Here is a 12,100-nt window from a genome sequence, read left to right on the forward strand (position 1 = left end):
GTGTTCGAGGTCTTCGAGCTGCCGTTCGTGCAGCGTGGCGTCTGGGAGGTCCTGCTCCTCGCGATCGGCGCCGGGCTCATCGGCACCTGGGTCGTCCTGCGCGGGCTGGCGTTCTACGCCCACGCCGTCGGCACCGCCACCTTCCCCGGCCTCGTGCTCGCCGACGGGCTCGGCTTCGCCGCGACGCTCGGCGCCGCCGGGACCGGGCTGCTCGTCGCCCTGGGCGTCGGCGCGCTCGGCCGCCAGGCGGCCCGCAGCGGCCGCGACGCCGAGCGCCACGACGCCACCACCGCGCTCGTGCTCTGCGGTGCGCTCGCCATCGGCGTGCTGCTCGCCTCCGACGTCTTCGGCTCCGCCGCGAGCGTCGAGACGCTGCTGTTCGGCAGCCTCCTCGTCATCGACGACGGCGACCTCGTCCTCGCCGGGGTCACGAGCGCCGTCGTGCTCCTCGCCACCGTGCTGCTCGAGCCGCGCTGGCTGGCCACCGGCTTCGACCCGGCGTCCGCCCGTGCCCTCGGCGTCCGCTCCGCGCTCCCCGACGTGCTGCTGCTCGCGCTCGTCGGGCTCGTCGCGCTGTCCGTGCTCTCCGCGGTCGGCGCGCTGCTCGCCACCGCGCTGATCGTCGTCCCGGCCGCCACCACGCGGCTGCTCGTCCGGCGGGTGCGGGCCTGGCAGGTCGCCACCGTGCTGCTCGTCGCCGTCGAGGGGGTCGCCGGACTCTGGCTCTCGGTCGAGACCAACGCGCCCCCCGGTGCGACCATCGCCGTCCTGTCCGGCGGCGCGTTCGTCCTCGCCGCCCTGCTGCGCGCCGGGCTGCGCCGCGGCGTCGTCCGCGCCCGCCCGCTCCCGGAGGTCGCCCGCGCATGAGGACCGTCAGCCCCGCCGAGCCCACCGTCGGCGCCGCTCCCGGCGTGCCGCTGCTGGCCGTCCGCGGCGTCACCGCGGGCTACCGGCCCGCGCCGGCGCCCCCGATCCTCGACGGGATCGACTTCACCGTCGGGGCCGGGAGGCGCGTCGCCGTGCTCGGCCCCAACGGCGGCGGCAAGACCACGCTGTTCCGCGTCCTGCTCGGCGAGCTCGCGCCCCGGGCGGGCACCGTCGAGCTCGCCCGCGCCGCCGTCGTGCCCCAGACCGAGCGCTCGCGGCTGGACTTCCCGGTCAGCGCGCTCGACGTCGCGCTCATGGGCGCGATCTCCCGGCTGCCCTGGTGGCGGCGCCCGGGCCGCGCCGAGCGCGCCCAGGCCCGCGAGGCGCTCGCCGCCGTCGGGCTCGGCGAGCACGTCGACCGGACCTTCGGCGACCTCTCCGGCGGGCAGCGCCAGCGCGTGCTCGTCGCGCGCGCCCTCGTCCAGGACGCGCCGGTGATCCTGCTCGACGAGCCGTTCAGCGGGCTCGACGCCACGAGCGCCGCCCTGCTGGAGGACGTCCTCGCCCGGCTCGCCGCCGAGGGCCGCACGCTCCTCATCGCCACCCACGACGTGCAGCAGGCGCGCGGCTGGAACGACCTCGTGCTCTGCCTCAACCAGCAGCAGATCGCGTTCGGCGCCCCGTCGCTGCTGACCCGCGACGTGCTCGAGCGCACCTACGGCGCCGACCTCGTGGACATCGACTGCGCCCAGCACGGGCCCGAGCGGACCGTCCTGCCCGCACACCACTGCGACCACGACCACGGGCACGACCACCGGCCGTGATCGAGCCGTGGCAGGACCCGCTGATGCAGCGGGCGTTCCTCGAGGTCGTCCTGCTCGGCATCGCCGGCGGGCTGCTCGGCTGCTGGGTCATCCAGTACGAGCTGTCCTACAGCGCCGAGTCGCTGGCGCACGCCCTGCTGCCCGGGCTCGTCCTGTCCGCGCTGACCGGCCTGCCGCTGCTGCTCGGCGGGGCCGCGGGACTCGCGGCCGCCGCGCTCGCCGTCGCGCTCGCCGGCCGGATCCCCGAGCTCGGCCGCGACACCGCGGTCGCGGTCGTCGTGACCGCGATGCTCGGGCTCGGGGTCCTGCTCGCCCTGTCCCCGGACGCACCCCCGCGCCTGCAGGACCTCCTCTTCGGCGACGTCCTGGGCGTGTCCGACACCGACCTGCTCCTCGCCGGCGTGCTCGTCCTCGGGGCGGTGCTCGCGCTCGTCCTCCTGCACGGGCGGCTGCTGGCCGTGGGCTTCGACCGCCTCAGCGCCTCCGCGCTCGGCGTCCGGCCGCTGGCCGTGGACGCGGCGCTGCTGCTGCTGCTCGCCGTCGTGCTGCTCGTCGCCGTGCAGGGCCTGGGCAACCTGCTCGTCATCAGCATCCTCATCGCGCCCGCCACCGCGGCGCGCGCCGTCGGCCGCCGGATGGCGCCGATGATGCTCGCCTCGGCCGCGGTCGCCGTCGTCGGCGGGATCGCCGGCCTGTACGTCAGCTACTACGCGGAGACCGCGGCGGGCGCGTCGATCACGGCCTGCCTCGTGCTCCTCGCCCTCGGCGCCTCGGCGGCCCGGGCGCTGCGCCGCGTGACGGTCGCGCGACCACGCGCCGTCTAGCATCCAGTCGGTGATGTGCCGACGCCGCGCCGCCCTGGGCGCCGGGCTGCTCGCCGCGGTCCTGCTCCCTGCCACCCCCGCCGTCGCGCACGGCATCGACGCCGCCCCGGACCTGCCGGTCCCGTCGTGGCTCTTCGGCTGGGCGGCCGCCATCGTGCTCGTCGTCTCGTTCGTCTGGCTGGGGACCGCCTGGCGCACCCCCAAGCTGCGGCCCGCCGGCCCCGACGCCCCGGGCGCCGACCGCGCGCCGGACGCCGCGGACCCCGTGCCGCTCGCCGTGCAGATCCCGGTCGGGGCGCTCGCCGTCGTGCTGTGGCTGGTGACGATGTGGGCGGGCTGGTCGGGCACCGAGGTCCCGGAGGCGAACCTCGCGCCGACGCTCGTCTTCGTCGTCTTCTGGGTCGGGGTGGCGGTCGCCTCGATCCTGTTCGGCGACGTCTGGTCGACGCTCAGCCCGTTCCGCGCCCTCGGCCGCGGGGTCGGCGCGCTGACCCGCCGGCTCGGGGTGGAGGGCCCGCCCGCCGTCGACTACCCGCAGCGCCTCGGCGCGTGGCCGGCGGCGCTGGGGGTGCTCGCGTTCGCCTGGCTGGAGCTTGTCGCGTCCTCCGGGGACCGGCCCGCGAACATCGCGACCGCCACCGCGATCTACTCCGGCGTGACGTTCGTCGGCATGGCGGTCTACGGCGTCGAGACCTGGCACCGGCGGGCGGAGGCCTTCTCGGTCCTGTTCGGGCTGCTCGCGCGCATCCGCCGGCGCCCCGTGCTGCGCGGACTGGGCGGCTACGACGCCACCCCGGGCATCACCGCCGTCGTGCTCGTCGCGATCGGGACGACGACCTACGACGGGCTCTCGGGCGGCTCGATCTACGCCGACACCGCCCCCGACGTCACGCGCTGGCTCGTGCGCCGCGGGCTCTCCAGCGACTTCTCGTACACGGTCTACGCCGCCGTGCTGATCGTCGTCTGCATCGCGCTGATCAGCGGCCTGTACTGGCTGGCCTGCCGGTCGGCGGAGCGCACCCGCGGCTGGCCGGCCGGGCGCTCCGCCTGGGACGCGTTCTCGCCCTCGCTCGTCCCGATCGCCGCCGCGTACCTCGTCGCCCACTACCTGTCGCTGCTGCTGATCAACGGGCAGCGGCTCCCGGCGCTGCTGTCCGACCCGCGCGGCGCCGGCACCGACTACTTCGGGACCGCGGGGTGGACCGCCGACCCGGGCGTCCTGCCGCCCGAGCGCAACTGGTACGTGCAGGTCGCGATCCTCATCGCGGGTCACGTCGCCGCGATCGTGCTCGCCCACGACCGCGCGCTCGAGCTGTTCGGCGGCGACCACCGCGCCGCCGCCCGCTCCCAGCAGGTGATGCTCGTCGTCATGGTCGGCTTCACCGCACTGGGCCTCTGGCTGCTGTCGAGCCTGTAGGACGCTGTCTCACGACGGTCCCGCTACCGTCGGGGCGTGGCCCACGACCACCACGCCCACGGCGCGCACGACCACGGCCACGACCATGGGCACGGCGGGCACTCGCACGCGATCGATCGCGACGCGGACCGCCGGCTGCTGTGGATCGCGCTGGTCCTGAACCTCGGCTTCGCGCTCGTCGAGGTCGTCGCCGGCGTGCTCGCCGACTCGGTGGCGCTGCTGTCCGACGCCGCCCACATGGTCACCGACGCGGGCGCGATCGCCATTGCGCTCGTCGCCGCCCGGATCGCCGCCCGCCCGCCCGGCGGCCGCTACACCTTCGGGCTCGGCCGCAGCGAGATCCTCAGCGCCCAGCTCAACGGGGCCGCGATGCTCGTGCTCGCCGCGGTGATCGGCACCGAGGCGATCGGCCGGATCACCGACCCGCCCGACGTCGAGGGCGGGATCGTCATCGCCATCGGGGTGGCCGGTGCGCTCGTCAACGGGATCGTCGCCTGGGTGCTCGCGCGGGCCAGCCGGGCCAGCCTGAACGTGCGCGGCGCCGCGCTGCACAACCTCGCCGACCTGTGGTCCTCGATCGGGGCGGCGATCGCCGGCGTGCTCGTCGTCACCGCCGGCTGGGCGGCGGCCGACGGCGTCGCCGCGCTCACCGTCTGCGTGCTCATGCTCTGGGGCGGCTGGGGGCTGCTGCGCGACAGCAGCCGGGTGCTGCTGGAGGGGGCGCCCGACGGCATCGACCCCGACGAGGTCGGACGCGCGCTCGCCGCCCGCCCGGGCGTGCGCGAGGTGCACGACCTCCACGTCTGGGAGGTCACCTCGGGCTTCACCGCGCTCGCCGCGCACGTGCGGGTCGCCCCGGGGGACGACTGCCACGCCCTGCGCCGCGAGCTCCAGGCGTTCCTGCGCGACCGCTACGGCCTCGAGCACACGACGCTGCAGGTCGACCACGAGCACCGCGACGAGCTCGTGCAGATCGACGGCCTGCCGCGGCACTGACCGCGCCGCCACCGCGATGCGCGGCGAGCGACCCGCTCAGCCGTCGGTGCAGTCGCCGCAGGTGCCGTGCAGCACGATCTCGTGCTCGGTGACGTCGAACGCGACGCGGTCGGCGACGCGGTGGATCGCGCGCTCCAGCTCGTCGTCCTCGAACGGCGTCACGTCACCGCAGCCGTCGCAGACGAGGTGGTGATGGTGGTGGTGCCCGTCGGGATGGTGCGCCTCGTACCGGGTGATGCCCTGCCCGACCTCGATCCGCTGCACGAGCTTCAGCTTCTCGAGCTCGTCGAGCACGCGGTACACGCTCGCCCGGGCCACGCGCCGGGAGCCGTCGCGCAGCCGGTCCTCGATCTCGAACGCCGACAGCGCACACGGCTGGCGCCCCAGCAGGTCGATCACGGCCTGTCGCGCCCCGCCACGGCGGTACCCGGCGTCGGCGAGCCGGTCGGCCGCGAGCTGCGCCCAGGGGATCTCGGGGACGGGATGACCCATCCCCTGATGGTAGGCGACCCGTCAGAGGCCCGGCCAGCGGCGGGTCACGAAGCCGTCCGTGCCGCGGTCCATCGGCTGCCAGCGCGTCCCGGCGCGCTTCTGGCCCGAGGTGTCGAACCGGATGCCGGCGACGACGAGGAACGTGTGGTCGGCGTTGGCGTACACGGTCAGCCACGACCCGGTCCCCGCCGCCCCCCACGACTCGAGCTCGCCCGAGGTCATGGTGCGCTCGAGCAGGCCCGCGCCGCGCAGCGCGTAGCCGACGGAGCCCGAGCAGTCGTAGGCGTCGTCCTCGAAGCTGCGGTGCCCGCCCCCGTAGCGGTAGGGGGTCCGGGCGATCGCGTTGCCCGCGGCGATCAGGTCGACCACCGCCTGCGGCGCCCCGGCGGGCGCCACGGCGAGTCCCTCCGCGGTGATCGTCGCGACCTGGGCGGGCGTGCGCGGCGCCCCGGCCGCGGCGGCGGGGGAGGCGGTCGTCGTCTCCGGCGGCACCGCGATCGGCGCCGCCCCGCCGCTGGACGCGGCGGCCCGCAGCGCGGTGATCGTGCGGCGGCCCGCGACGCCGCTGGGGTCCAGTCCGGCCGCGCGCTGGAACGCCTGCACCGAGCGGACCGTGTGGCGCGCGTAGGTGCCGGTGATCGGCGTGCGGAACCCGGCACGGTTCAGCAGCCGCTGCAGCTCGCGGACGTCGCGGCCGCGGACGCCGTGGCGCAGGCCGCGGCTGCCGAGCGTCGACGGGGTGGCGGCGACCGCGCTCGCCACGGGCGAGCCGACGACCGCGACGAGCGGCCCGGGGGCCGGGACGGCGAGTGCCGCGCCGGACACGGCGAGCCCCGCCAGCAGGGCGAGGGGACGGCGGCAGAGGACGCGCGGGCGGACCATGGTCGGGGCTTCGTCGGACCCCTCCCGGCTCCCGGCGGGGTCCGCGCTCTGCACGGGGTCATCGGCCCGAACCTGCAGCCACGCAGGGAAAAGCTGCAGCCCGGACGGACTGCAACGACCGTTGCAGTCGGCAGGAAGGTGTCCGCGTCACGCAGAACCGCCCACCATGCGCAACCGCCAGCTGCACGCCGCGCTCGCGGCGTTCGCCGAGGAGGCCGCCTGGCAGCTCGCCGCGGCGGCCCAGGACGGCGCGGAGGTCCCGTTCGAGATCGTCGAGTCCGGCGGGCACCGTCGCGACACGCCGCTCTACTGCTACCGGCCGCTCACCGCCGACTTCATCCGCGAGCGGCTCGGCCTGCTCGGGCGGCTCCCGAGCTACCTGCCCGCCGTCCACGCGCTGTCGGCCGCGGGCGGTCTCGACGCGTACCTGGCGGCGCACGGGGAGGAGCGCTGCGCCGCGGGCGGCCGCGCCCGCGCCGAGACCGCGCTGCGCGTCTTCCTCACGACCGTGTTCGCGGACTCCACGGACTTCCAGCTCCTGCCCGAGCGGCTCGACCGCGCGGTCGAGGACCTGGTGCGCCGCAGCGGCGAGGGACGCACGCTCACCGAGGTCGCCGTCCCGATCCTCGGGCTGCGCCTGCTCGGCGAGGAGCTGGCCCTCGGGGACGGGCTGCTGCTCGCGCGCGGCGATCTGCTCGAGGACGTGCCCTCCGACGCCGCGTGGCCGCGCAGCGGCGACGAGCCGCACACGGTCGCGCTGCTGAGCTGGGAGGCCGCGCCCGGGGACGACGCGCCGCTGGACCACGCGCGGGTGCGGCTGCGCCGCCTGCTCGTCGCCCTGCGCCTGTACGACGACGCCGCGTTCGCGTGCGGCGCGGCCGCGTGGGCGCGGACCGGTGGCGGCGCCTGGCACGGCGTCCCGCTGGGCCTGCCCGGCCGTCCACCCGCCGCGGTCGGCACGCTGCCCTGCACGGTCACGCCCGACGAGGAGGACGAGCTGCGCGCGTTCTGCAGCCTCGTCTCGCGGCGCACGCCGCGCAGCGGCCCGCTCGCGTGGTCGCTGGCGCGCTTCGAGCAGGGCTGCCTGCAGGCCGATCCGGCCCACGCGCTGACCGATCACCTGCTGGCGCTGCGCGCCCTGCTGGAGCCCGAGGGCCCGTCCGCCGGACGGCTGGCGCCGCGCGTCGCGGTGCTCTGCGCCGACGCGGCCGGCCGGACCGCGCTGCGCGACCGGATCGCCGCGATCGTCGACCTCGAGCGCGCGGCGGTCGCCGGGACCGCGCCCGCGGCCCTGGACCTCGGGGGCGTCGCCGCCGAGCTCGCCGAGCACCTGCGCGCGATCCTGCGCGACGTGCTCTGCGGCCACCTCGACCCCGAGCTGCGCGAGCTCGCCGAGCGGCTGCTGGCCCAGGACGGCTTCGAGCAGCCGACCGTGGCCTGACCCGGCCGCGCGCTCAGCGCGTGCCGGGAGCGGGCGCGGGGGCGCCCGGCCCCTCCAGCGGTCGCACCGGGGGCCGCGGCGCGATCGCGCGCGAGCGGCGCTCGGTCCGCACGCCCGCGACCGCCGCGACGACGGGCACGGCGACGACCGCCCCGCCGACCCCGGCGAGCGTGCCGCCGCAGCCCAGCGCGACGAGCACGACGACCGGGTGCAGCGAGACGCTGCGGCCGACCAGCAGCGGGAACAGCGCGTTGCCCTCCAGCTGCTGCACGAGCACGACCGCGCCGAGCACGATCAGCGCGTCCGTGAGGCCGCCGAAGCCCAGCGCGACGAGCACGGCGACGAGCCCGGAGACGATCGCCCCGACGACGGGGACGAACGCGAGCACGAACGTCAGGACCGCGATCGGCAGCGCCAGCGGCGCCCCGACGAGCGCGACGGCGAGCCCGATCCCGATCGCGTCGACCGTCGCCACGAGCGCCTGGGCGCGGATGAACCCCGACAGCGACGCGAACGCGGCTCGTCCGTCCTGGTCGATCTCCAGCCGCCGCTCCGGGGGCAGCAGCCGCACGAGCGAGCCCCACAGGCGCGGGCCGTCCTTGAGGAAGAAGAAGACGAGCACGAGCGCGAAGATCGCCGCGCCGACGAGGCTCGCGGCCGCGAGCGCGACCCGGAACGCGCCCGAGCCGATCTCCCGGGCGTTGTCGTGCAGCGCGTCGGCCGCCCCGTCGACCGCCCGCTGCGCGTCCTCGCGGGTGATGCCCAGGCCGCCGAGCTCCGACGGCAGGTTCGCGGCGCCCGAGCGCACGCTGTCCTCGAGGTCGCCGGCCTGCGTGACCGCCGGCACGACGACGAGCGCGAGCAGCAGCGCGAGGCCCGCGAGGAGCAGCAGGAACGTCGCGGTCGCCGCGCCCGCCGCGCCCCAGCCGCGCCGGCGCAGCGCGGCGGTCAGCGGCCACAGCGCCGAGGTGACGAGCAGCGCGACGACGAGCGGCAGCGTCACGACCTGCAGCCGGAACGCCACCCAGCCGAGCGCGACGACCGCGGCCGCCAGGACGAGCAGCCGCCACGCCCAGGCGGCGGCCACGTCCAGGCGCGGCGGGACCGCCGGACGGGCCGCGATGGTCCCGTCGCCCGCGGCCCCCTCGGGGGGCGTCGGCTCGTGCAGCACGCCCCCAGGATGCCCGGGACCGAGCGCCGCTACGCCAGACCGGCGGCCTGCGCGAGCAGTCGCTCGCGCTCGGCGTCGCTGGCGAACAGGTGCTGCTGCACCCGTGCGAGCCCGCCGATGTCGTGCACGTCGCCGTCGAGCTGCGGGACGAGCACGGGGTCGCTGACCCGCAGCTCCTCCTGCAGCCGGGCGATCGCGCGGCGGTCGCGGCGGGCGAGCGCCTGCGCCTCCGCGTAGGTCTTGGCGACCTTGCCGGCGAGCGAGCCGCCGAGCCCCTCGGTCAGGGACGCGGTCAGCGCCGGGACGTCGACCTCCTCGTCGCCGGCACCGGGCGTCACGCGATTGACGATCAGCCCCCCGAACGGCATCCGCGCCTCGTCGAGCTTGCCGCGGAAGAAGATCGCCTCGTCGACCGGCTCGCGCTGGGGGGAGGTGACGATGAGGAACGTCGTGCCCGGGTCGGCGAGCAGGGCCTTCACCCCGGACGCCCGCTCGGTGAAGCCGTCGATGATCCCGCCGAGCGCCCGGAAGAAGACGCTGAGGTCCTGGAGCAGGTCGACGCCGGTGACGCGCTTGAGCACGCTGAAGACGACCCCGGTGCCGCGCGCGGCGACCTTCGCCGCGATCCCGGACGGGGCGAGGAAGAGCTTCAGCGCCCGGCCCTCGAAGAAGCTCGTGAGCCGGTCCGGGGCGTCGAGGAAGTCCAGCGCGTTGCGCGACGGCGGCGTGTCGAGGATCACCACGTCGTAGTTGCCGTCGCGGTCGAGCTCGTAGAGCTTCGCGATCGCGGTGAACTCCTGGGTGCCCGCGACCGCCCCGGAGAGCTCCTGGTAGATGCGGTTGTCGAGGATCTCGCGGCGGGTGCGCTCGTCGGGGGAGAGGCGCTCGATCAGCTCGTCGAAGGTCCGCTTGGCGTCGAGCATCATCGCCCACAGCTCGCCCTGGACCTCGACACCGGCCTGCGCGAACAGCGCCGGGTCGACGCGGTGCGGCTCGTTGCCGAGCTCCTCGAGCCCGAGCGCGCTCGCGAGCCGCCGGGCGGGATCGATCGTCACGACGGCGACCCGCTTGCCCTCGGCGGCGAGGCCGAGCGCGATCGCGGCGGACGTCGTCGTCTTGCCGACCCCGCCGGAGCCCGCGACGATGCAGACCCGCTTGCCCTCGAGGCGGCGCGCGACGCTCACGACGCCACCGCCGCGGCCGTCCGCTCCAGCCGACGGCCGAGCAGCCCGCCGAGGCCGTCGAGCTGGGCGGGGGAGAGGTCGCCGTCGCCGGCGAACGGCAGCGTCACCACGGGCACGTCGCTGCCCTGCAGCGCGCGACGCAGCCGCCCGAGCTGGGCCTGCTGCTCGCGGCTGACGTCGTGCGCCCGGCGCACGGCCCGCGCGACCGGGGCCGGCGCGGCGGCGCTCGCGCGCTCCACCTCGGGGCCGGTCAGGCGCGCGGCGCGCACCGCGTTGGCGACGACGAGCGCGGGCTCGGCGCCCAGGACGCGGCGCAGGTCGTCGCGGAGCATGAGCGTCTCGCCGACGGGCAGCTCCTCCGCGGTGGTGACGGCGAGCACGGCGGTGCGGCGGGGATCGAGCAGCATCTCGCTGATCGTACGGCCCTGTCGGGCGATCGGACCGACGCGCGCGGCGTCCGCGAACGTGCGGGGGGCGTCGAGCAGCGCGACGGCGTGCCCCGTGGCCGGTGCGTCGACGACGACGAGGTCGTACGGGCGGGCGCCGGGCGTGCGGCGCGTGTCCTGCGCGAGCTCCCAGATCTTCCCGACGGTCAGCAGCTCCCGGAACCCCGGCGTGGCGGCGGCCAGGTAGGCGAACGCGCGGCTGCCGGTCAGCACGTCGGCCATCGCGCGCACCGGCAGCTGGTCGGCGAGGTACTCGCGCAGCGCGGGCTCGGCGTCCACGGAGACGTGCGCGAGCCCGTCGGTCAGCGGGCGCTCGCGGAAGACGTCGGCGGGGCCGAGGCCGAAAGCGCGGGAGACGTGGTCGCGGGCGGCGACCTCGACCAGCGCGACCCGCCGGCCACGCCGCGCCGCGTGCAGCGCGAACGCGGTCGCGACCGTCGTCTTGCCGACCCCGCCCTTGCCCGTGACGACCACGAGCCGCCGGTCCAGCAGCGGCAGGTCGCTCACTCGCCGTCCCAGTAGTCGACGGGCTCGACGCGGAAGCACTGCCCGGCGATCGCGATCTTCCCCGAGCGCGGGTAGTGCACGACGTCCGCCGGGACCCGCGTGCCCCACGACAGGTACGTCATGCCCTGCGGCCCGCCGCGCAGCGCGTGCGCGACCGTGGTGCCGGGCGGGCGGGCCAGCACCGAGCCGGCGCGCAGCGGCACCTCGTCGTCGCCGAGCAGCGCGTGCCCGTCGCCGTCGAGCACGACGAACAGCTCCTCCTCGGCGCTGTGCCAGTGCGGCGGGCAGCTCAGGGCCCCGGGCGCGATCCACGTGTGCCGCAGGCCGGTGCTGCGGGCGCCGAGATGCTCGCCCAGGCGCCGCTCGACGCCCTCGTACCCGGGGCGGTCGTAGCGCTCGGCCGCGACGTCGTCGCGGTGCGCGACGGTCGCGGGCCGCGTCAGCTCGGGCCCGCCGGCGGGCATCGGCAGCGGACCCGCCGCCACCTCCGCGGCGTACGGGTCGGCGACCTCGGCGGGCAGCCAGCGCGGCCCGACGCGCATCACGCCCGCGTGGGGGAGCCAGGTGAGGTTCGTGTCGCTCGCGGGCCCGAACACGAGCACGTCGAGGCCGTCGGGGCCGGCGATCAGCGTGTGCGCCTCCGCGTGGACGCGGTGCAGCAGCACGTCGCCGTCCGCGATCGCGTGCGTGCGGCCGTCCTGCCAGCTCAGCCCGCCGCCCGCGAGCACGTAGACGAGCTCCTCCTCGTCGCCGTGCACGTGCGCCGGGGTCGTCCGGCCGCCGGGCGGGACGACGAACCGCGTGACGCCCGCGCCCACCGCACCGATGTCCCGCGCGAGCCGCTGCTCGTGGCAGCGCAGCTCGCCGGCGGCGACGGCGACGGTCGCGACGGCGTCCCGGTGCGTGACGTTGGGATGCCCCTCGCACTCCATCCGGCGCCGACGCTATCGCACGCGTCACGGAAGGAAACATCGCGTGCAGGGCGAAAACACGGGGCGGAGCAGCCTCCAGCCGGGGGGCTGCGCACCGTTTCAGCCATCGGAGCCACC

General features: G+C 76.6%; 12 protein-coding genes. 6 read left to right on the plus strand and 6 right to left on the minus strand.

The window, feature by feature from the left end:
* From GKE82_RS21495 to GKE82_RS21515, 5 genes are read left to right on the plus strand one after another with little or no spacing between them, the layout of a single operon-like run.
* Entirely contained in the window at positions 1-867 is an 867-nt protein-coding gene (locus tag GKE82_RS21495; protein ID WP_196189371.1) for a metal ABC transporter permease, read from the plus strand.
* Positions 864-1,691 (plus strand): metal ABC transporter ATP-binding protein, encoded by an 828-nt coding sequence (locus GKE82_RS21500; RefSeq protein WP_154734712.1) that lies wholly within the window; start codon positions 864-866, stop codon positions 1,689-1,691. The genes GKE82_RS21495 and GKE82_RS21500 overlap by 4 nt, the downstream gene beginning before the upstream one ends.
* On the plus strand, positions 1,688-2,515 hold the full coding sequence (locus GKE82_RS21505; RefSeq protein ID WP_233243830.1) for a metal ABC transporter permease: 828 nt from the start codon (positions 1,688-1,690) through the stop codon (positions 2,513-2,515). The genes GKE82_RS21500 and GKE82_RS21505 overlap by 4 nt, the downstream gene beginning before the upstream one ends.
* A gap of 13 nt (positions 2,516-2,528) precedes the next feature.
* Positions 2,529-3,932: a fenitrothion hydrolase gene (locus GKE82_RS21510; protein ID WP_154734713.1), complete on the plus strand. Its 1,404-nt coding sequence runs from the start codon at positions 2,529-2,531 to the stop codon at positions 3,930-3,932.
* Positions 3,933-3,968: 36 nt separating this feature from the next.
* Positions 3,969-4,928, plus strand: a complete 960-nt coding sequence (locus GKE82_RS21515; RefSeq protein WP_107569145.1) for a cation diffusion facilitator family transporter — start codon at positions 3,969-3,971, stop codon at positions 4,926-4,928.
* Positions 4,929-4,964: 36 nt separating this feature from the next.
* Here GKE82_RS21515 and GKE82_RS21520 read toward each other — a convergent pair whose 3' ends face one another.
* Positions 4,965-5,420, minus strand: a complete 456-nt coding sequence (locus GKE82_RS21520; protein WP_107569147.1) for a Fur family transcriptional regulator — start codon at positions 5,418-5,420, stop codon at positions 4,965-4,967.
* A 21-nt stretch (positions 5,421-5,441) separates the two neighbouring features.
* The gene (locus GKE82_RS21525; RefSeq protein WP_154734714.1) at positions 5,442-6,302 is read right to left on the minus strand and encodes a peptidoglycan-binding protein; all 861 of its coding nucleotides are present in this window, start codon (positions 6,300-6,302) and stop codon (positions 5,442-5,444) included.
* Between the two features lie 166 nt (positions 6,303-6,468).
* Here GKE82_RS21525 and GKE82_RS21530 point away from each other — a divergent pair, with 166 nt between their 5' ends.
* Positions 6,469-7,743, plus strand: coding sequence for a hypothetical protein (locus GKE82_RS21530; RefSeq protein WP_154734715.1), 1,275 nt, complete (start codon positions 6,469-6,471; stop codon positions 7,741-7,743).
* 13 nt (positions 7,744-7,756) lie between these two features.
* Here the strand turns inward: GKE82_RS21530 and GKE82_RS21535 are convergent, their stop codons facing one another.
* Genes GKE82_RS21535 through GKE82_RS21550 form a run of 4 tightly spaced genes read right to left on the minus strand, consistent with a single transcriptional unit; the run spans position 7,757 to position 11,983 of the window.
* Complete coding sequence (locus GKE82_RS21535; RefSeq protein WP_154734716.1) at positions 7,757-8,914, minus strand: AI-2E family transporter; 1,158 nt, start codon at positions 8,912-8,914, stop codon at positions 7,757-7,759.
* 29 nt (positions 8,915-8,943) lie between these two features.
* On the minus strand, positions 8,944-10,098 hold the full coding sequence (locus GKE82_RS21540; protein ID WP_154734717.1) for an ArsA-related P-loop ATPase: 1,155 nt from the start codon (positions 10,096-10,098) through the stop codon (positions 8,944-8,946).
* The gene (locus tag GKE82_RS21545) at positions 10,095-11,051 is read right to left on the minus strand and encodes an ArsA-related P-loop ATPase (protein ID WP_196189372.1); all 957 of its coding nucleotides are present in this window, start codon (positions 11,049-11,051) and stop codon (positions 10,095-10,097) included. The genes GKE82_RS21540 and GKE82_RS21545 overlap by 4 nt, the downstream gene beginning before the upstream one ends.
* A complete protein-coding gene (locus GKE82_RS21550; protein WP_154734719.1) occupies positions 11,048-11,983 on the minus strand; it encodes a cupin domain-containing protein in 936 nt (311 codons plus the stop codon). The genes GKE82_RS21545 and GKE82_RS21550 overlap by 4 nt, the downstream gene beginning before the upstream one ends.
* Between the last annotated feature and the right edge of the window lie 117 nt (positions 11,984-12,100).

Origin of the sequence: Conexibacter sp. W3-3-2 (genome assembly GCF_009707605.1) — a bacterium.
Lineage (GTDB): Bacteria > Actinomycetota > Thermoleophilia > Solirubrobacterales > Solirubrobacteraceae > Paraconexibacter > Paraconexibacter algicola.

What these genes read in the sequence shown, in the direction of transcription:
- GKE82_RS21550 (WP_154734719.1), bottom strand. Translation starts at nt 11,983, where the DNA reads ATGGAGTGCGAGGGGCATCCCAACGTCACGCACCGGGACGCCGTCGCG.
- GKE82_RS21500 (WP_154734712.1), top strand. Translation starts at nt 864, where the DNA reads ATGAGGACCGTCAGCCCCGCCGAGCCCACCGTCGGCGCCGCTCCCGGC.
- GKE82_RS21520 (WP_107569147.1), bottom strand. Translation starts at nt 5,420, where the DNA reads ATGGGTCATCCCGTCCCCGAGATCCCCTGGGCGCAGCTCGCGGCCGAC.
- GKE82_RS21530 (WP_154734715.1), top strand. Translation starts at nt 6,469, where the DNA reads ATGCGCAACCGCCAGCTGCACGCCGCGCTCGCGGCGTTCGCCGAGGAG.
- GKE82_RS21525 (WP_154734714.1), bottom strand. Translation starts at nt 6,302, where the DNA reads ATGGTCCGCCCGCGCGTCCTCTGCCGCCGTCCCCTCGCCCTGCTGGCG.
- GKE82_RS21510 (WP_154734713.1), top strand. Translation starts at nt 2,529, where the DNA reads ATGTGCCGACGCCGCGCCGCCCTGGGCGCCGGGCTGCTCGCCGCGGTC.